This window comes from Sphingomonas sp. DMC8 (genome assembly GCF_056314185.1).
In genome coordinates, this window is sequence record NZ_JBQUYV010000011.1 from 15,309 (window position 1) to 35,119 (window position 19,811).

Sequence of the window (19,811 nt, forward strand, 5' to 3'; positions counted from 1 at the left end):
CCCCACGCTCAATCCTCATTACAACCGGAATCCATGACCGAACCCAAACCCCAATCCTGCGGCGTCGTTGCGATCGTCGGCGCGCCGAATGCCGGCAAATCGACGCTGGTCAATGCGCTGGTCGGCCAGAAGGTCGCGATCGTCAGCCCCAAGGCGCAGACCACGCGCGCGCGGCTGATGGGCATTGCAATCGAAGGCGATGCGCAGCTGATCCTGGTCGATACGCCGGGCATCTTCACACCCGAACGCCGGCTGGACCGCGCGATGGTCGCCGCTGCCTGGGAAGGCGCGCAGGGCGCCGACCTGATCGCGCTGGTGGTCGACGGCAAGGGCGGCATCGGCCCCAAGGTGCAGACGGTGCTGGAAAGCCTCCGCGCCCGGCCCGAGCGCAAGATACTGATCCTCAACAAGGTCGATGTGGCCGACAAGCCGCGGCTGCTGGGCCATGCCGCCAAGCTCAACGAGGCGCTGCCGTTCGACGAAACCTATTTCGTCTCCGCCCAGACCGGCGACGGCGTGCCCGAGCTGAAGGCGGCGCTGGCCAAGGCGATGCCGCAGGAGCCCTGGCATTTTCCCGAAGACCAGGTCTCCGACGCCACGGACCGGATGCTGGCGGCCGAAGTGACGCGCGAGCAGCTCTATCTCCAGCTCCATGCCGAGCTGCCCTATGCCAGCGCAATCGAGACCGAGAAATATAGCGAGCGCGAGGACGGATCGGTCGAGATCCACCAGCAGATCCTCGTTGCCCGCGAAACCCAGCGGGCGATCGTGCTCGGCAAGGGCGGCCAGCGCCTCAAGGAAATCGGCAGCCGCGCGCGCGCCGAGCTGTCGAAGCTGCTCGGCGTGCCGGTGCACCTGTACCTGCACGTCAAGGTGAACCCGAAATGGGAAGAGGATCGCGGCCTCTATCGCGAAATCGGGCTCGACTGGGTGGACTGAGCCGTCAGTTCTTCAGCCGGTATCCGGTGCGGAAGATGGTGACGACCACGGCCAGGCAGATCAGCAGGAAGGCGGCGGTGAAGCCCAGGCTCCAGCCGATCGCCACGTCGCCATGGCCGAAAAAGCTCCAGCGGAAGCCGCTGACCAGATAGACGACCGGATTGAACAGGCTGATGCTGTGCCAGGGCTGGGACAGCATATCGATCGAATAGAAGGCGCCGCCCAGAAAGGTGAGCGGCGTCACCAGCAGCGCCGGCACGATGTTGAGCTGTTCGAAGCTGCGCGCCCAGATGCCGATGATGAAGCCGAACAGGCTGAAGGTGACGGCGGTCAGCACCAGAAAGGCCAGCATCGCCGCCGGATGATCGATCCGGAGCGGCACGAACAAGGCAGAGGTCGCGAGGATGATGAGGCCGATCACCACCGACTTGGTCGCCGCCGCGCCGACAAAGCCCACCACCAGCTCGATCGCCGAAATGGGCGCGGAGAGCAGTTCGAACACCGTGCCGGTGAATTTGGGGAAATAGATGCCGATCGAGGCATTGGCGATGCTCTGGGTGAGCAGCGACAGCATGATCAGGCCGGGGACGAGGAAGCTGCCGTAATTCACGCCGTGGATCGAATCGATCCGGCTGCCGATCGCCCCGCCGAACACGATGAAATAGAGCGAGGTGGTAATCACCGGCGTCGCGATCGACTGCCACAGCGTACGCAGCGTGCGCGCCATCTCGAACGTGTAGATCGCCCAGATGCCGTGAAAATTGATGCCGTTCATTGCCGCGCCCCCACCAGATCGACGAAGATGTCCTCCAGGCTCGATTTGGACGTATCGGGATCCTTGAAGGCGATGCCCAGGTCATGCAGCGTGCGCAGCAGCGACGGGATGCCGGTCCGTTCGGCCTGCGCATCGAAGGTGTAGCGCAGCCGGTGCCCGTCATCCGCCAGCACCAGGTTCCATTCGGCCAGCTCGACCGGAATCGCCTTCAGCGGCTCGACCAGGCTAAGGTCCAGTTCGCGCTTGCCGAGCTTCTGCATCAGCGTCGTCTTGTCCTCGACCAGCAGCAGCTTGCCCTTGTTGATCACGCCCACCCGGTCGGCCATTTCCTCGGCCTCCTCGATATAGTGGGTGGTCAGGATGATGGTGGTACCGCGGTCGCGCAGCCGGCCGATCAGCTTCCACATGTCGCGCCGCAATTCGACATCCACGCCGGCGGTGGGTTCGTCCAGAAACAGGATGTCGGGTTCGTGGCTCAGCGCCTTGGCGATCATCACGCGCCGCTTCATGCCGCCCGACAGCTCCATGATCTTGGCGTCGCGCTTGTCCCACAGCGACAGGTCTTTGAGGAGCTGGTCGCAATAGGCGCCGTCGGGTGCCTTGCCGAACAGCCCGCGCGAATAGCGGGCGGCCGATCCGACGCGCGAGAACATGTCCACCGCCACTTCCTGCGGCACCAGCCCGATCTTCGACCGCGCCGCGCGCGGTTCGCGGATCGCATCATGGCCGTCGACCAGAATGGCGCCCGAACTCGGCGTGACGATGCCGCAGATAATCGAAATGAGCGTCGTCTTGCCCGCACCGTTAGGGCCGAGCAGCGCGAATATCTCGCCGCGCCTTATGTCGAGATCGACATGGTCGAGCGCCTTGTGGCCCGACGCATAAGTCTTGCTGACCTGGCGTAGCGACAGGATGGATTGCATGAATGAAAGCCCCGGCCGGAAGGAAGCCGCTAGGTAGGCAGCCCCCCTCCCGACAACAAGAGCCTCGGATTACTTGGACTTACGCGCTTCCGCCACGGCGTCGGCCAATGCCTGATAGTCGCGGGCGCCATAATAGATCTTGCCGCCGATCACCCAGGAAGGCGTGCCGTTCATCGCCAGCTTTGCGCCGAGCTTGCGATTTGCCTCGATTTCATGGGCAACCGCGTCGGAGCGTACCGCCTTTTCCGCGGCAGCCCGATCCACGCCCGCCTTGGCCAGCGCATCCGCGATCGCCGCATCGCTCGGGCCGTCGGCAGCGAACAAGGCATCGTGAAACGCACGGAACTTGCCCTGCTGCGCCGCCGCAAGCGCCCAGTGCGCCGCTGCCACGCTGGCATTCCCCAGCACCGGATATTCGCGATAGACGACGCGGACCTTCGGATCCTTGGCGATCAGCTCAGTCAAGCCGGGCAGGCTGGCGCGGCAATAGCCACAGGCATAGTCCATGAAGGCGACGACCGTCACATCGCCCTGCGGATTGCCGGCCCAGGCGCTGGCGAAGGGCGTGGTGAGCGCAGGGATCGCCGCCGGTACCGCCGACTGGGCATTATCCTGCGCCTTTTGCAGCTGCGCGCTTTCCTGCTGCTGCAGCCGCTCCATCATCTCGCGCAGAATTTCGGGTTTTTCGAGCAGATAGGCACGCACGATCGCTTCCACCCGCGCCTTGTCACCGCCTGCGCCGGGAATTGCCGCCTGCGCGCCGAGCACAACAAGTCCGCCCAGAATTGCGGCAAGCAGCAAGGCCCCGACCAATGCCAGCGGGCTGCGGGTCAGACGCGCGATCATTCGCCGCTGCGCCCCTTGTTGCGCTTGTCGTCCTTCAACTGATTTTCCGATACCATCTGAATATCCTGTGCGCGCACCCAGTCGGCCGATCCCTGCGGCAAGCCGCCCATTGCCTGACGCGCCATCATATAGGCAGTCCGCGCATCGCCGATCAGATTGGCACGTTCGGCCGTGGCGAGCGCGGCGCGCGGCTGGTCGCCCAGCTGGTCATAGACGGTCCCCAGATTGATCCAGGCAAAGGGATTGTCGCGATCGCGCGTGATCGAATCGCGTAGCACCCGCTCGGCTTCCTTGAGATTGGTCTTGTCCTCGGTGGCGACCAGCGCATGCCCCAGTGTTGCGGCGATCAGCGGCGAATAGTGGGACAGCTCGGTGGCACGACGCAGCGGCGCCAGCGCCTCCTGCGGCTTGCCCGATTCGAGCAGGATCTGCCCTTCGAGTTCGAGGAAATAGGGATCGTCGGGCGCCATTTTCACCAGCGCCGCGGTTTCCGCCGCCGCCTGCTCGGGATAGCCCGACTGGTGATAGGCATAAGCGCGGGCATAATGGGCCGGCGCCGACTGGTCGGTAAGCGGATAAACGCGGAGCGTCGTCTTGGGATCGTTGACATAGCCGCGCAGCTTTGCCTGCACCCGCTTGAACCGCCGCTCCAGATCCGGATCGGACGGCTTGTTCCAAGCCGGCGACTTCTGCAGATCGGCCTTCAGCGCCTCAACACGATCCTGCGACATCGGGTGCGTCTGGGCGAATGGATCGACATCCGGGTCGGTGGTGTAATAGCCATAGGTGTGCATTTGCTGCGTCAGCTTGTCGAAGAAGCTGAGCATGCCCTTGCCGCTGATGCCGGCGGTGTTGAGGAAATGCGAGCCCGCTGCGTCGGCCGAGGATTCCTGCACGCGGCTATAGGCGAGATATTTGCCGATCGCGGCGCGCTGACCGGCCATCAGAATGCCCGTGCCGGCTTCGGCCGAACCCGCGGCCATCGCCGCAGCGCCGAGCAACAGGCTGAGGATAGAGATTTTGCCGTAACCGCCGTCGCGCTGGAACACCGCATGGCCGCCGACGATATGGCCGATTTCGTGCGCGACCACGCCCTGCACCTGATTGGCGTTGTCTGCGGCGTCGATCAGGCCGGAATTGACATAGACGATCTGGCCGCCGGCAACGAAGGCGTTGATCGACGGATCCTGGATCAACACCACCTTGGCGTTGGCGGGCGACAGACCGGCCGCCTTGAACAGCGGCGCCGCCATGTCGGCCAGCAGTGCCTCCGTCTCGGCATCGCGCAATACCGATTGGGCCATGGCCGGACGTGCCGCGAACAGCCCCAGACACAACAGCGCAAGCAGCGTGGCCAGACGGTGGATGCGGGACATTTCGACTCCTGCCTCTATCCGGTTGCCGACTGGCGGCGCAAAGCTGAACCGCCGGTGAAGCCCGGCGCAGCCACCATGGGCTGCGCCGGGTTCAGGCTCAATTGCCGAAGGTTCGCTGCCACCAGCCGCGGCGCGGCGCGGCGGCATCGCCCTCAGCAGCCTCTGCTTCCGCATCGGCGGTATCGGCTTCCGCAACCGGCTCGCTCACGGGCTTCGCGTCCTGCGCCACCGGCTCGGGCTGGGGTTCCGCGGCTTCCGGCGCGACATCAGCCTTCTTGCGGCGGGTGCGCTTGGGCTTGGCCGGCGCTTCCTCGGCCACCGGCTCAGGCTCTGCCACGGGCGCCGGTGCAGCTTCTGCCTCGGGTGCGGCATCCACCTTTTTACGGCGGGTGCGCTTGGGCTTGGCCGGCGTTTCCTCGGCCACCGGCTCAGCTACCGCTTCGGCCGGCGCAGCAGCTTCGGCCACCGGCGTTTCGGCTTCGGCTTCAGCCGGAGCTTCAGCCTTCTTGCGGCTGCGGCGGCGCTTCGGTGCGGGTGCGGCTTCCGCCTCGGCAACCGACTCCGGCGCTTCGGCGACGACCGGCTCGGTCGCGACCGGTTCTTCTGCCCCGGTCACGCCCTCGTCGGCGGCATCCTCACTACCGGCCTCGGCGCCGGCATCCTCGCCACCGGCACCGCGACGGCCGCCGCGACGGCCGCGACGACGGCGCTTGCGGGCGCGTTCGCCTTCTTCGCGCTGGGCGGGCGTGGCTTCTGCCGCTTCGCCATCGCCGGCTTCTGCCGCCTCGGCATAGGCGCCGTCGTCTTCGGCCTCGCCTTCTTCACCGGCCTCGCCCTGCGGCGCATCACCGTCCCGACCGCGACGACCGCGGCCCCGACGGCGGCGGCGGCGCTTGCGGCCCTCGCCATCGCCACGCTCGCGCGTTTCTTCGGTCTCGGCCTCGGCTTCCGACTCGACTTCCTCTTCCTCGATTTCCTCGACGAACTCCTCTTCGGGTTCCTCGATCAGCGGATCGATACGCGGTGCGTGCGCCGGCGGCGGACCCGATGCCTCGACCGACATGCGCGCGCCTTCCAGCTCGCCATCGGCCGCGATCTCGATCGTCACGCCATAGCGATCCTCGATCTCGGCGAGCTCGCCGCGCTTCTTGTTGAGGACATAGAAGGCCGCTTCCTGGCTGGCGCGCAGCAGGATCTGCGAACCACGACCACGGGCAGCTTCATCCTCGATCAGGCGCAGCGCCGACAGGCCGGCCGACGAAGCGGTGCGGACCAGGCCGGTGCCTTCGCAATGCGGGCAGGTGCGGGTCGACGCTTCGAGCACGCCGGTGCGCAGTCGCTGGCGGCTCATTTCCATCAAACCAAAGGCGGAGATGCGACCCACCTGGATGCGGGCGCGGTCGTTCTTCAGCGCCTCCTTCATCGCCTTCTCGACCTTACGGACGTTGGACGAATGGTCCATGTCGATAAAGTCGATGACGACCAGGCCTGCCATGTCGCGCAACCGGAGCTGGCGGGCGATTTCCTGCGCGGCTTCCAGGTTGGTCGCCGTTGCGGTCTGCTCGATATTGTGCTCGCGCGTCGAACGGCCCGAGTTGATGTCGATCGAGACCAAAGCCTCGGTCGGGTTGATCACCAGATAGCCGCCGGACTTGAGCTGCACCACCGGATGGTACATCGCCGCAAGCTGATCCTCGACGCCGGCGCGCTGGAACAGCGGCACCGCATCGGCATATTGCTTCACCTTGCGGGCATGGCTCGGCATCAGGAGCTTCATGAAGTCCTTGGCCTGGCGATAGCCTTCCTCGCCCTCGACGATCACTTCGTCGATGTCGCGATTATAAATGTCGCGGATCGCCCGCTTCATAAGATCGCTGTCGCCATAGACGAGCGCGGGTGCCGAGGAAGACAAGGTCTTCTCGCGAATCTCGTCCCACAGACGCGCGAGATAGTCGAAGTCGCGCTTGATCTCGGTCTTGGTCCGCTGAAGGCCGGCGGTGCGGACGATGCAGCCCATCGACGGCGGCAGCTTCAGCTCCGCCATGATGCCCTTCAACCGCTTGCGGTCGGCCGCCGAACTGATCTTGCGGCTGATGCCGCCGCCATGCGCGGTGTTCGGCATGAGCACGCAGTAGCGGCCGGCCAGGCTGAGATAGGTGGTCAGCGCCGCACCCTTGTTGCCGCGCTCTTCCTTGACGACCTGGACCAGCAGCACCTGACGGCGGCGGATCACGTCCTGAATCTTGTAGCGGCGGCGCAGGTTCATGCGGCGCTGGCGCAGCGCCTCCGCCTCGTCGCCATTGCCGCCGCGACCACGCCGACGGCGACCGCCCTCAGGTGCATCCTCGCCTTCGGCGGCTTCCTCGTCGTCGTGCGGGCGCTCGACTACTTCGACGCCATCCTCATGGCCGTCGTCGTGGTCGTGATCGTCGTCGCCCTCTTCCTCGCGAAGCGCGGCTTCCTGGGCGGCATGCTCGGCCTCTTCGCGCAGCAGCGCTTCGCGGTCTTCCTTCGGAATCTGGTAATAATCGGGGTGGATTTCGGAAAAGGCCAGGAAGCCGTGGCGATTGCCGCCATAATCGACGAACGCCGCCTGCAGCGACGGTTCGACGCGGGTTACCTTGGCCAGATAGATATTGCCCTTGAGCTGCTTGCGCTCGGCGGACTCGAAATCAAACTCCTCGATTCGGTTTCCCTTGACGACGGCAACGCGGGTTTCCTCCCGGTGCCGTGCGTCGATCAACATACGCATGGTCATTCAATATTCTCCGGGCGCGCCGGCCGGATCCGGATACGGGATGTGGCGCGTGCGCGCGATTGGGTGTGCGACCCGGCCCGGCGATGCCGGACGGGGTTCTGCGGTTTTCAAAAACTGCTGCTGCTGCACGGGCACGCACGGACCGGCGGTCCGACTGCTCCACCATCGCCGCCACGCCGGCCGTGATGGCCTGGCTGTGCGGACGTTGGGGAAATTGCCTCATGCGAGCGTCAACCTGAACTGTCGCGGCCCCACATGGCCGCTCGACCTGTTCCGGCATTGAACCGGAAGCATGCACTGCCTAGCACCCGTTTGACGATGCGGCAACTGTCGGAACGGCGAGAGAATTTCGGCGAGGCGCCGCGAGTATCGTTGCTACATCGTTCTAAATCGCGCGCGTAGAAGGAAAGGTGGTCAATCCCAACTTAACCAGATCGATTCAGCGGGATTTGAAGGCCGCTGCCTAGGGTCACCCTCAGATTGCGTATTCGTCTGTGTGAGGGGCGTAGTGACCAAGCTTTTGGGCTGGACCGGGCGGCGGGGGCCGCGGCATAGCAAGCGCGTGCTGTTTCTGCTCGCTCTTCTGACCGGGTGGCTTACCGGTGCGCCAAGTTGGGCCGGGGTCGTCGAAAAGGTTCGCGTACACGGGGATCGGGTGGTGATCACCTTCGATGCGCCGGTGCGCGACGCGACGGCCTTTGTGTTGCCGGCGCCGCATCGCATTGCGCTCGACGTGAACGGCGCCACGCCGGGTCGCGCGGCCGAAGCGGGCGGCGACGTTTCCGCGATCCGCCAGGGACGGCATGGCGACGACGGCGCCCGGATCGTGCTCGATCTCGCCCGGCCGGCGATCGTGGCGGAAGGCAATTTTGCCGATGGCGGTCGCACGCTGACGCTGCAGCTGCGCTCGGTGGACGATTCCGCCTTTGCCCGCGCCGCGGCCGAACAGCGGCTGCGCTTCCTGCCGCCCTTCCGCTATTTCGCGGGGGCGACCCGCACCGCCTATTCCGATTACAGCGTGTCGATGCCGATCCCCGCCCGCAGCGCCGGCGGACCGTTGCCGCGGGTCTATGGCAACGACCGCAGCCGCCCGCTGGTGGTGATCGACGCCGGCCATGGCGGGCATGATCCGGGCGCGATCGGTGCCAATGGCGTGCGCGAGAAGGATCTGACGCTGAAGACCGCGCTGGCGGTGAAGGAAGCGCTGCTCGCCTCGGGCCGGGTGCGCGTGGCCCTGACGCGGGAAGACGACCGCTTCGTCGTGTTGAAAGACCGCTATAGCCTGGCGCGGCGCCTGCACGCCGACCTGTTCATCTCCATCCATTGCGACAGCGCACCGAACCCGGATGCGACCGGCGCGACCGTCTACACGCTGTCCGAAGTCGCCTCCGACAAGGAAGCCGCCCGGCTCGCCAGCCGCGAGAACAAGGCCGACATTATCGCAGGCGTAGACCTGGGCGGTCAGGATGCGAACATCTCGTCAATTCTGATCGACCTGACCCAGCGCGAGACGATGAACGCCTCGTCCCGTTTCGCCCAGTTGCTGGGGCGCGAGGCGCAGCCGCTGATTCCGATCAAGGCCAACTACCACCGCATGGCATCGCTCATGGTGCTGAAGGCGCCCGATATGCCTTCGGTGCTGTTGGAAACGGGCTATATCTCGAACCCAGCCGACGCGCGGTTTCTGGCCTCGCAGGACGGCCACGACAAAATCGCAGAGGCCATCCGCAAGGCCGTCGAGATCCATTTCGCCACCCGCATGGCGCAACGCTGAGGCCAGCCGACGCCGACCGGCTTTCATCTAGCCCAAAAGTTGCTACACCCCGGCCCGCATGGCCGAAGGCGAAACTCCCAGCATGAACATCCGAATCCGGCGCGAGGGCGACGGATTTGGCGGCTTTCTCGCGCGGATCAGGCGGCGTTGGTGGTTCCGCGTGCTGGCGGTGCTGGCGCTGCTCGCCGGGCTGGCAGTGTTCCTGCTGTGGCTGCTGGTCGCGCGCAACCTGCCCTCGGTAGACCGGCTGCGCAGCTATGAACCGCAGCTACCCAGCTATGTCCGCTCGGCCGATGGCACGCCGATCCACGCCTATGCGCAGATGCGCCGCGTCCAGCTGAGCTATGCCGAATATCCACCGCTGCTGGTGCGGGCGTTCATGTCGGCAGAGGACCGGACCTTCTTCAGCCACCACGGGCTCGATTTCCCCGGCCTGGTCCGCGCCGCCGCCGAAGGCGCAATCCGCGGCCAGACGCCGCGCGGCACCTCCACCATCACGCAACAGGTGGCCAAGAACCTGCTGGTCGGCAACGAAGCCAGCTACATGCGCAAGCTGAAGGAGGGCATCCTCGCCTGGCGGATCGAGGATACGCTCACCAAGCCGCAGATCATGGAATTGTACCTCAACGCCATCGAGCTGGGGCGCAATTCGGGCGGCGTGGCGGCAGCGAGCGAGGCCTATTTCGGCAAGCCGCTCGACAAGCTGACGCTGCCGCAAATGGCCTATCTGGCGATCCTGCCCAAGGGTCCGGCCAATTACGACCCCGACCGCAACACCCGCCGCGCGCTCGATCGCCGCAACTGGGTGCTGGGGGAAATGCTGCGCAACGGCTTTATCGACCAGGCACAGCATGACGCCGCTGTAGCCGCGCCGCTGGGCACCGTGCCCCGCCAGACGCCGCGCTTCGAACGCGCCGGCGGCTATTTCGTCGAGGAAGTGCGCCGCCAGCTCGCCAAGCAGTTCGGCGAGACCGACAAGGATGGACCGTACAGCGTCTATAATGGCGGCCTGTGGATTCGCACCTCGCTCGATCCGCGACTGCAGGCCTATGCGCAGCGCGCGCTGCGCGACGGGCTGCTGCGCTTCGACCATGGGCGCGGCTGGTCCGGCCCGATCGGCCATGTCGATCCCACCAAGGACTGGCAGGACGACTGGCTGAGCGAGTTTGTCGGCCGCAACGTCGGCATCGATTACGACAATTGGCGCGCGGCTATCGTCGTTGCGCGTGATGACGACGCCGTCACGCTCGGCTTTGAAACCGGCGATACCGGCCGGATGCCTGCATCGGCCGCGGCGATGCCGATCCGCGGCAAGGGCGGCCATGCCTTTGATGCGATCAAGCCGGGCGACATTCTGGCGGTGGCGCCCGAAGGCAATGGCTGGGCGCTGCGCAGCGTGCCCAAGATTTCCGGCGGCATGGTGGTCGAGGATCCCTCGACGGGCCGCGTGCTGGCGATGCAGGGCGGGTTCGATTCGCGCCTCCAGGCCTTCAACCGCGCGACGCAGGCGACGCGGCAGCCGGGTTCGACGATCAAGCCGATCGTCTATGCCGCCGCGCTTGAAAACGGCATGACGCCCGCCTCGATCGTCGTCGATGGCCCCTTCTGCGTCTGGCAGGGCGCAGGGCTGGGCCAGAAATGCTTCCGCAATTTCGACAACAAGGGCGGCGCCGGGCCACACACGCTGCGCTGGGGTATCGAACAGTCGCGCAACCTGATGACGGTGCAGATCGCCAATGCCACCGGCATGGACAAGGTCGTCGACCTGATCCAGCGGATCGGCGTGTCGAAGGACCGGTTGCCGCCCTATCTCTCCTACGCGCTGGGCGCGGGCGAGACCACGGTACTGCGCATGGTCAACGCCTATTCGATCCTGGTGAACCATGGCCGCGCGCTCAACCCCACGCTGATCGACTTCGTCCAGGACCGTCGCGGTCAGGTCATCTTCCCGCGCAACTGGCGCCCGTGCGAAGGCTGCAACGCCCGCGACTGGGACGGCAAACCGATGCCGCGCCCGATCAACCGCGCACGCCAGATCCTTGATCCGGTCACTGCCTACCAGATCGTCCACATCGCCGAAGGCGTGGTCCAGCGCGGTACCGCCACCGTGCTGCGCGACCTCAACCGGCCGATGATGGGCAAGACCGGCACAACCACCGGCCCGACCGATGTGTGGTTCGTCGGCGGCACGCCGCAAATGATCGGCGGCCTGTATCTCGGCTATGACGTGCCTTCCAACATGGGCGGCTATGCCCAGGGCGGCCTGATCGCGGCGCCGATCTTCAAGCAATTCGCCATTCCGGCCTATGAAGGGCTCGACAAGCTGCCCTTCGTCGCACCGGCGGGCACCCGCATGGTCCGCATCGATCGCGCCAGCGGCCGTCCGGTGCAGGGTGCGTGGCCGACCAATGATCCGCTATCGCCGGTGATATGGGAAGCGTTCAAGGCCGAGGGCGAACAGCGCCGCGGCCGGCGCGGCAGTATGGAGACGGCCGCACCGACCGCCCGCCCGAGCGATCACCCCACCCACAAGGCCGACAGCCAGGGCGACAGCGATTTCTTGCAACGCCAGGGCGGAATCTACTAGCGCGGGCGTAAGGCCCTATATTGTTTCAGTCGGGTCGCCCCTGGGATGGGTGCGGCGTCCGGAATTTCGAGAGGTTATCTGCCATGCGCGCCGAAGCGCACGCACATGTCGACAAGATCAACGCGGCGCTCGCCCTGCTGCGCCGTTCGCTCGATTGGGACCGCGCCCTGCGCCGCCTCGATGAGCTCAATGCCCGTGTCGAAGATCCCACGCTGTGGAACGACGCGAAGCTCGCGCAGGATGTGATGCGCGAGCGGCGACGCCTTGACGAGTCGATCTCTGCCACGCGCGCGATCGAAAGCGAGCTGAACGACACGGTCGAGCTGATCGAAATGGCCGAGGCCGAAGGCGACGAAGAAATGGCGAGCGAAGGCACGGCGAGCCTGGGCCAGCTCGCCGAGCGAGCCGAGCAGGACAAGGTCAAGGCACTGTTGTCGGGCGAAGCGGATCCCAACGACACCTATCTGGAAATCAACGCCGGCGCCGGCGGCACCGAGTCGAACGACTGGGCCGAAATGCTCCAGCGCATGTATACCCGCTGGGCTGAGCGTCACGGCTACAAGGTAGAGCTTGTCGACTATCACGCCGGCGAACAGGCCGGCATCAAGTCGGCGACGCTGTTGCTTAAGGGCGAAAATGCCTATGGCTACGCCAAGACCGAAAGCGGCGTGCACCGGCTGGTCCGCATCAGCCCGTTTGATTCGAACGCGCGGCGCCAGACCAGCTTCGCCAGCGTCTGGGTCTATCCGGTGATTGACGACTCGATCGAGATCGAGATCAACGACAGCGAGCTGCGCATCGACACCTATCGTGCGTCAGGCGCGGGTGGGCAGCACATCAACACCACCGACTCGGCAGTGCGTATCACCCACTTGCCGACCGGCATCGTCGTTGCGTGCCAGAACCAGCGTTCGCAGCACAAGAACCGCGCCGAGGCCTATAACCAGCTCCGCGCGCGCCTCTACGAGCATGAGCTGCGCAAGCGCGAGGAAGCGGCGAATGCCGTCAATGCCACCAAGACCGACATCGGCTGGGGCCACCAGATCCGCTCCTATGTGCTCCAGCCCTATCAGCTGGTGAAGGATCTGCGCACCGGCGTCGCCTCCACCGCACCCGGCGACGTGCTCGACGGCGATCTCGACAGCTTCATGGCCGCCGCGCTTGCGCAGCGCGTCACCGGCGAGGCGGTCGTCGTGGAGGATGTCGATTGATCGGGACGGCGCGATCGTTGTTGCTGGGCGTCACGCTGCTGCTGGCGGCGTGCGACGGCGGCAAGACCGCGCCGCATGGCAATGGCGCCGAGCCCAATACCGGCTTTCCCGCCGCCGATCGTCCGGTAGCGACCATCGTTTCCTCGCGCTGGTCGAACGAAGAGGCCCGCGACCGGCTGAACGAAGCTGGCCAGGTGATGGCACTGGCCGGCATCAAGCCGGGCATGACGGTAGCCGATATCGGCGCCGGCGAAGGCTATTACACCGTCCGCCTGGGCCAGCGGGTGGGCGAAAAGGGCCGTGTCGTCGCTGAAGACATCGTACCCGAATATATCAGTGCACTGGCGGCGCGTGTGGTGCGGGAGAAGCTTGACAACGTCAGCGTTCGCCTCGGTCTGCCTGCCGATCCGCGCCTGCCCGAGCACAGTTTCGATCGCGTGCTGATGGTCCATATGTATCACGAGATCGAATCGCCCTACGAGTTCCTGTGGCGATTGCGGCCGTCGCTGGCGCCGGGCGGCCGGGTGGTGGTGGTCGATGCCGATCGCCCGACGGCGAATCACGGCACCCCGCCCGCCCTCCTGCAATGCGAGTTCGCTGCGGTCGGCTATGCGCAGGTGTCGATGCGGCCGATGCCCTCGGCCGGCGGCTATATCGCCCAGTTCGAGGCGCGCGGCGAACGCCCGGAGCCGGAAACGATCCGCGCCTGCAAGTCCGGCGCCCATGCCCGCCCCGTTACCCCCAGCGGCGCCGGCGGCCACGAGTAGCTCAAAGCCAGCCGCGTTCCCGGAAACTGGTGGTACCGCCACGCGCCACGACCAGATGGTCGAGCAGGCGAATCCCGATCGGCGCCATCGCGCGCACGACCCACCCCGTCGCTTCGCGATCGGCTCGGCTCGGTGTCGGATCGCCGCTGGGGTGATTATGCGCCATCACCATGCCGGCCGCGTCGAAGCTCAGCGCGTCGCGCACCACGTCGCGCAGCCGCAGTTCCAGCCGGTCGGGCCAGCCACCATGCATATGGCGCACGCCCAGAATGCGCTGCCCGCGATTGAGATAGGCGAAGACCGCTATCTCCACTTCGCTGTGCGCGATTCCACCGAACAGGCGCAGCGCGTCTTCCAGCTGGCGGATATGCCCGGATGCGTCGTTCACGCCCATGCCTGCCGACCTGCCATTGTCCGGCCGGTTCGCGGAACCACAAGCCCATCCGCTTCGGAGCAAAGCGACCCGGCGCCGGAAGGGGCATGACTTCGCAGCGCGCCGCGGCTAGGCTGCCGCCATGCGTCAATATCTCGACCTGATGGCCCGCGCGCTCGGCGAAGGCGTGGAGACGATGGACCGCACCGGCACCGGCACGCGCAGCGTGTTCGGCGCGCAGATGCGGTTCGACCTGCGCCAGGGCTTTCCGCTGCTGACCACCAAAAAGCTCCATATCCGATCGATCCTGATCGAACTGCTCTGGTTCCTGCGCGGCGACACCAATGTGCGCTGGCTGCAGGAACAGAAGGTCAGCATCTGGGACGAATGGGCGGACGAAAACGGCGATCTCGGCCCGGTCTATGGCAAGCAGTGGCGCGACTGGGAAACGACCGATGGCCGGCATATCGACCAGATCGCCGAACTGATCGAGACGCTGAAGACCAATCCCGCCTCGCGCCGGATGGTCGTTTCCGCCTGGAACCCCGGCGAACTGGGGGCGATGGCACTGGCGCCGTGCCACTGCCTGTTCCAGTGCCATGTCGCGAACGGCCGGCTGAGCCTGCAGCTCTATCAGCGCTCGGCCGACATCTTCCTCGGCGTGCCGTTCAACATCGCCAGCTATGCGCTGCTCACCCATCTGCTCGCCCAGCAGGCCGGCCTGGAGGTCGGCGAGTTCGTCTGGACCGGCGGCGACTGCCACCTGTACTTGAACCATCTCGACCAGGCGCGCGAACAGCTGCGCCGCACGCCGGGCCCGCTGCCGCGGCTGGAAATCCTGCGCAAGGCGCCGTCGATCGACGCCTATGACTATGCGGATTTCGCGATCCACGACTATGTGGCGCAGCCGCATATCAAGGCGCCGGTGGCGGTTTGATACCAGCGGTTCACCCTCACCCTTCCGGCGCTTCGCGCCTCCCTCCCTCTCCCAACGGGAGAGGGAAGGGGCCCGCCGCCGAAGGCGGTGGGAAGGGTGAAGGTGATCCGATGCTCTCGTTCGGGATGTAGCGCCGATGATCACCTTCCACCTCGCCCGCGCCGATAACGGCGTGATCGGCCGGGACGGCGAACTGCCCTGGCGGCTGCCGGCGGACCTCAAGCGCTTCAAGGCGCAGACCATGGGCAAGCCGATGGTAATGGGCCGCAAGACCTTCGAGTCGTTCCCGGCGCCGCTGCCCGGCCGCCGCCATATCGTGCTCACACGCGACACCGGCTGGCAGGCGGAGGGTGCTGAAGTGGCCCATACGCCCGACGAAGCCCTGGCGCTGGCCGGCCCCGACGCCGCCATCATCGGCGGCGCCGAAATTTTCGCGCTGTTCCTGCCGCGCGCCGACCGCATCGAGCTGACCGAAGTGCATGTCGATGCCGCAGGCGATGCGCATGTCCCGCCCTTTGATCCGCTTGCATGGCGCGAAGTTGCGCGCGAGGATCATCCCAGCGAAGCGGGGCGCCCCGCCTACAGCTTCGTAACCTTGGAGCGGATGGGATGAACAAGCGGGCGATCGGGATCGGGCTGCTGGGCGTGCTGGCCCTGGCCGGCATCGGCTTTTTCGGGCTCGCCCCGGTCCTGGTCGAAGCGAGCATGAACAAGGTCGTGCCCGCCCCGCTGCCCAAGGTGACGGCGCAGACCCGCGCCCTCCATGCCCGGCTGCAGATCGCCGACATGCACGCCGATACGCTGATGTGGCGCCGCAGCCTGCTCGATCGCGCCGAACGCGGCCAGGTCGATCTGCCGCGCCTGCTCGCCGGCAATGTCGCGCTGCAGGTGTTTTCTTCGGTCACCAAGACGCCGAAGCACCAGAATTACGACGCCAACGGCGCCGATACCGACAACATCACCCTGCTGACGATCGCCCAGCTCCAGCCGCCGCGCACCTGGACGTCGCTGCTCCAGCGTTCGCTCTGGCATGCCGAAAAGCTCGACCGCGCCGCCCGTGCCTCGGAAGGGCAGTTGCGGGTGATCCGCACGCCTGCCGATCTCGACCGGCTGCTCGCCGATCGCGCGAAGGGCGAAAAGGTGGTCGGCGGCATGCTCTCGGTCGAAGGGCTGCAGGACATCGAAGGCGACATCGCCAATCTCGACAAGCTCCATTCTGCGGGCTTCCGCATGGCGGGCTTTGCGCATTTCTTCGATAATGGCGTCGCCGGATCGATGCATGGCATGGAGAAGGGCGGGCTCACCCCGCTCGGCCGGCAGGTGCTGCGGCGGATGGAGGCGCTGGGCATGGTGGTCGATGTCGCCCATGCCAGCCACAGGGCCGTCGCCGACATCCTGGCGATGGCGAAGCGGCCGGTGGTGTCCAGCCATGGCGGCGTGCAGGCGACCTGCAAGGTCAACCGCAACCTGACCGATGACGAGATTCGCGGCATCGCCCGCACCGGCGGCGTGGTCGGCATCGGCTATTGGGATGCGGCGGTCTGCTCGACCAGCCCCAAGGCGGTGGCCGAGGCGATTGCCCATGTCCGCGATCTGGTCGGCATCGACCATGTCGGGCTGGGATCGGACTTCGACGGCGCGGTGACGACGGCGTTCGATTCGTCGCAGCTCGTCGAAGTGACGCAGGCGCTGGTCGATCGCGGCTTTTCGGAAGCGGAAATCGCCAAGGTGATGGGCGGCAATGTGCTGCGCGTGCTCCGCGCCGGAATGGCGCCGGGCGCTGCCTGAACCCATTGGCATCCTGAGCCCCAGTGCCTATAGCCGCGCCATGCAGCGGCTGGACGGCGGCTCGGCGGTTCCGCCTTCCCTTCGGGGCGCGATCGTCGCGCTGGGCAATTTCGACGGTTTCCATCTGGGCCATCAGGCCGTGGTCGGCCGCGCCGTCGCCCGCGCGCGTGCCGAGGGCCGGCCGGCAATCGTCGCCACCTTCGATCCGCATCCGCGCCGTTTCTTCCAGCCGGACGCCCCGCCCTTTCGCCTGACCACGCTCGACCAGCGCCAGCGGCTGTTCGGCGCGGCGGGTGCCGATGCGATGCTGGTCTTCCATTTCGACGCGACGCTGGCCCGGCTGACTGCGCGCCAGTTTGCCGAGCATCTGGTCGACACGATCGGCGCAGCGGGGGTGTTGACGGGGCAGGATTTCACCTTCGGCAAGGGCCGCGAGGGTGATGTCGCAGTGCTCGCGACGCTGGGCGCCGAGCTGGGCTTTGCCGCAGAAGCGGTGGCGCCGGTGGCGTTTGACGGCGATGTCGTCTCCTCCAGCCGCATCCGCGCCCACCTGCAGGCAGCCCGCCCGCGCGCGGCTGCGGCGCTGCTCACTCGGCCGTTCGCGATCGAGGCCGTGGTAGAGGGCGGCGCGCAACTGGGCCGGCAGCTGGGCTTTCCCACCGCCAACATGGTGCTGCGCAACTATCTGCGCCCCACCTATGGCGTCTATGCGGTGCGCGGGCGGCTGCCCGACGGGCGCATGCTCGACGGGGTGGCGAATCTGGGCATCCGGCCGATCATCGAGGAACCGATCGAGCTGCTGGAAAGCTATTTCTTCGATTTTTCGGGCGACCTGTACGGGCAGGTGCTGGAAATCGACCTGATCGACTATCTGCGGCCCGAAGCGAAGTTCGACAGCCTCGACGCGCTGACCCAACAGATGCACCGCGACGCCGCCGAGGCGCGGGTGCGGCTGGCGCAGGGGTAACCGCCTGCCCTGTCCCCATGCGCTCCCCTCCCTGCAAGGGAGGGGCCGGGGGTGGGTCCGCCGCCCACGCGGCGGCGGAGCGCGCTTGCAGCAGGCATGAAGAGTCTTTGAAGCGCGCGGACGCGCGCACCCACCCCCTTCCCCTCCCTTGCAGGGAGGGGTGTCGGGAACATGTGCGAAAGGGATGACTTCCCCCGCCACACCGGCTAATCCCGCGCGACCCATGACTGACGCAACCGACACCCAGCGCGACTGGCGCGACACCGTCTTCCTGCCGAAGACCGATTTCCCGATGAAGGCGGGGCTTGCCGCCAAGGAGCCCGCCATTCTCGAGCGCTGGGCGCGCATCAACCTCTACCAGAAGCTGCGCGAGGCCCGCGCCGGGCGCGAGCGCTTCCTGCTGCACGACGGCCCGCCCTACGCCAATGGCGACATCCATATGGGCCATGCGCTCAACAAGATCCTGAAGGACATCGTCGTCCGCTCGCAGAGCCTGATGGGCAAGGACGCGCCCTATGTCCCCGGCTGGGACTGCCACGGCCTGCCGATCGAGTGGAAGGTCGAGGAAGCGTACCGTGCCAAGAAGCTCAACAAGGACGAAGTCGACCCCGTCGCCTTCCGCGCCGAATGCCGCGCCTATGCCGAAAAGTGGGTGGCGGTGCAGCGCGGCCAGTTCGAGCGTCTGGGGGTGATGGGCGACTGGGACGATCCCTATCTCACCATGAAGTTCGACGCCGAGGCGCGGATCGCGGCTGAGCTGCTCAAGTTCGCCGAAAGCGGCCAGCTTTATCGCGGCGCCAAGCCGGTGATGTGGTCCCCGGTCGAAAAGACCGCGCTGGCCGAAGCCGAGGTCGAGTATGAGGACATCACGTCGACGCAGATCGACGTGGCGTTTGAGATCACCGAGGCGCCGAACGCGCCGGAGCTGGAGGGCGCCTACGCGGTAATCTGGACGACCACACCGTGGACGATCCCGGTGAACCAGGCGCTCGCGTATGGGCCGGAGGTTGAATACCAGCTGACTCAAGTCAGCGGGCTCGCAGGCCATCCGCACCCCGATGCAGCAGGTAAAAGTGTTCTGGTTGCCGTTGACCTGATCCCGACGCTGGAAAAGCGATGGGGTTGCTCGTTGCAGCCGTTGGCCGGTCACGTCTCGAAGATCATCAAAGGCTCTGACCTCGCCGGAGCCGTCGCCCGCCACCCGATGCACGCGCTCGGCGGGTTCTTCGCCAAGCCGCGGCCGTTCCTGGCCGGCGACTTCGTCACCACCGATGCGGGTACCGGCCTCGTTCATATGGCGCCGGATCATGGCGAGGATGACTTCCTGCTGTGCAAGGCGCACGGCATCGATCCGGTCTTCGCCGTCGATGCCGCCGGCATGTACCGCGCCGACTGGCTGTGGCTCGGCGGCCAGGGATCGGTGATCAACAAGAAGTTCGTCAGCGCCGAGGGGCCGATCTGCTCGGACCTGCGCGCGGCAGGGGCCTTGCTCGCGGCGTCGGACGACTTCCAGCACAGCTATCCGCACAGCTGGCGGAGCAAGGCGAAGATCATCTTCCGCTGCACCCCGCAATGGTTCATCCCGATGGATCGGGCGCAAAAGCCCTCTCCCCTTCAGGGGAGAGGGTTGGGAGAGGGGGACTCTCCACAAGCGGCGTCCTCTGCGGATAGGGGGGGGGCCCCCCCCCCCCCCCCCCCCCCAAAAAAAAAAAAAAAAAAAAAAACCCCCCCCCCCCCCAAAAAAACACAAAAAAAAAAATTAGGGCCCCACCCCCCCCCCCCCCCCCCCC

16 protein-coding genes are annotated in these 19,811 nt (G+C 66.3%); 10 read left to right on the forward strand and 6 right to left on the reverse strand.

Annotated features, from left to right (window positions below; genetic code table 11):
• Positions 1-33: 33 nt before the first annotated feature.
• Positions 34-939, forward strand: a complete 906-nt coding sequence (era, locus tag ACT53K_RS18300; RefSeq protein ID WP_476230204.1) for a GTPase Era — start codon at positions 34-36, stop codon at positions 937-939.
• A 4-nt stretch (positions 940-943) separates the two neighbouring features.
• Here the strand turns inward: era and ACT53K_RS18305 are convergent, their stop codons facing one another.
• The 5 genes from ACT53K_RS18305 to ACT53K_RS18325 all read right to left on the reverse strand — a co-directional run bounded on the left by ACT53K_RS18305 (position 944) and on the right by ACT53K_RS18325 (position 7,617).
• On the reverse strand, positions 944-1,714 hold the full coding sequence (locus ACT53K_RS18305; RefSeq protein ID WP_476230205.1) for an ABC transporter permease: 771 nt from the start codon (positions 1,712-1,714) through the stop codon (positions 944-946).
• The gene (locus ACT53K_RS18310; protein WP_476230207.1) at positions 1,711-2,637 is read right to left on the reverse strand and encodes an ABC transporter ATP-binding protein; all 927 of its coding nucleotides are present in this window, start codon (positions 2,635-2,637) and stop codon (positions 1,711-1,713) included. The genes ACT53K_RS18305 and ACT53K_RS18310 overlap by 4 nt, the downstream gene beginning before the upstream one ends.
• A gap of 69 nt (positions 2,638-2,706) precedes the next feature.
• On the reverse strand, positions 2,707-3,483 hold the full coding sequence (locus ACT53K_RS18315) for a DsbA family protein (RefSeq protein WP_476230208.1): 777 nt from the start codon (positions 3,481-3,483) through the stop codon (positions 2,707-2,709).
• Positions 3,480-4,859, reverse strand: coding sequence for a M48 family metalloprotease (locus ACT53K_RS18320; protein WP_476230209.1), 1,380 nt, complete (start codon positions 4,857-4,859; stop codon positions 3,480-3,482). Before ACT53K_RS18320 ends, ACT53K_RS18315 begins: the two co-directional genes overlap by 4 nt.
• A gap of 97 nt (positions 4,860-4,956) precedes the next feature.
• Positions 4,957-7,617 carry an Rne/Rng family ribonuclease gene (locus ACT53K_RS18325; RefSeq protein WP_476230210.1) on the reverse strand — a complete coding sequence of 887 codons (2,661 nt, stop codon included), beginning with the start codon at positions 7,615-7,617 and terminating at the stop codon, positions 4,957-4,959.
• A 508-nt stretch (positions 7,618-8,125) separates the two neighbouring features.
• Here ACT53K_RS18325 and ACT53K_RS18330 point away from each other — a divergent pair.
• From ACT53K_RS18330 to ACT53K_RS18345, 4 genes are all read left to right on the forward strand, one after another.
• Positions 8,126-9,391, forward strand: coding sequence for an N-acetylmuramoyl-L-alanine amidase (locus tag ACT53K_RS18330; RefSeq protein WP_476230212.1), 1,266 nt, complete (start codon positions 8,126-8,128; stop codon positions 9,389-9,391).
• Positions 9,392-9,449: 58 nt separating this feature from the next.
• Positions 9,450-11,978, forward strand: a complete 2,529-nt coding sequence (locus ACT53K_RS18335) for a penicillin-binding protein 1A (protein ID WP_476230213.1) — start codon at positions 9,450-9,452, stop codon at positions 11,976-11,978.
• A gap of 83 nt (positions 11,979-12,061) precedes the next feature.
• Positions 12,062-13,189, forward strand: coding sequence for a peptide chain release factor 2 (gene prfB, locus ACT53K_RS18340; RefSeq protein WP_476230214.1), 1,128 nt, complete (start codon positions 12,062-12,064; stop codon positions 13,187-13,189).
• Positions 13,189-13,956 (forward strand): class I SAM-dependent methyltransferase, encoded by a 768-nt coding sequence (locus tag ACT53K_RS18345; protein ID WP_476230307.1) that lies wholly within the window; start codon positions 13,189-13,191, stop codon positions 13,954-13,956. The genes prfB and ACT53K_RS18345 overlap by 1 nt, the downstream gene beginning before the upstream one ends.
• 1 nt (position 13,957) lies before the next feature.
• On the opposite strand, the gene ACT53K_RS18350 is transcribed toward ACT53K_RS18345, so the two are convergent.
• Positions 13,958-14,350, reverse strand: a complete 393-nt coding sequence (locus ACT53K_RS18350) for a JAB domain-containing protein (protein ID WP_476230215.1) — start codon at positions 14,348-14,350, stop codon at positions 13,958-13,960.
• Positions 14,351-14,471: 121 nt separating this feature from the next.
• Here ACT53K_RS18350 and ACT53K_RS18355 point away from each other — a divergent pair, with 121 nt between their 5' ends.
• The 5 genes from ACT53K_RS18355 to ACT53K_RS18375 form a co-directional block, all read left to right on the forward strand.
• Positions 14,472-15,266 (forward strand): thymidylate synthase, encoded by a 795-nt coding sequence (locus ACT53K_RS18355; protein ID WP_476230217.1) that lies wholly within the window; start codon positions 14,472-14,474, stop codon positions 15,264-15,266.
• 136 nt (positions 15,267-15,402) lie between these two features.
• Positions 15,403-15,879 carry a dihydrofolate reductase gene (locus ACT53K_RS18360; protein WP_476230219.1) on the forward strand — a complete coding sequence of 159 codons (477 nt, stop codon included), beginning with the start codon at positions 15,403-15,405 and terminating at the stop codon, positions 15,877-15,879.
• Positions 15,876-17,054 (forward strand): dipeptidase, encoded by a 1,179-nt coding sequence (locus ACT53K_RS18365; RefSeq protein ID WP_476230220.1) that lies wholly within the window; start codon positions 15,876-15,878, stop codon positions 17,052-17,054. Before ACT53K_RS18360 ends, ACT53K_RS18365 begins: the two co-directional genes overlap by 4 nt.
• A gap of 40 nt (positions 17,055-17,094) precedes the next feature.
• Entirely contained in the window at positions 17,095-18,021 is a 927-nt protein-coding gene (locus tag ACT53K_RS18370) for a bifunctional riboflavin kinase/FAD synthetase (protein WP_476230222.1), read from the forward strand.
• 223 nt (positions 18,022-18,244) lie between these two features.
• The coding region (locus ACT53K_RS18375) for a class I tRNA ligase family protein (RefSeq protein ID WP_476230308.1) at positions 18,245-19,811 on the forward strand (1,567 nt) is incomplete at its 3' end.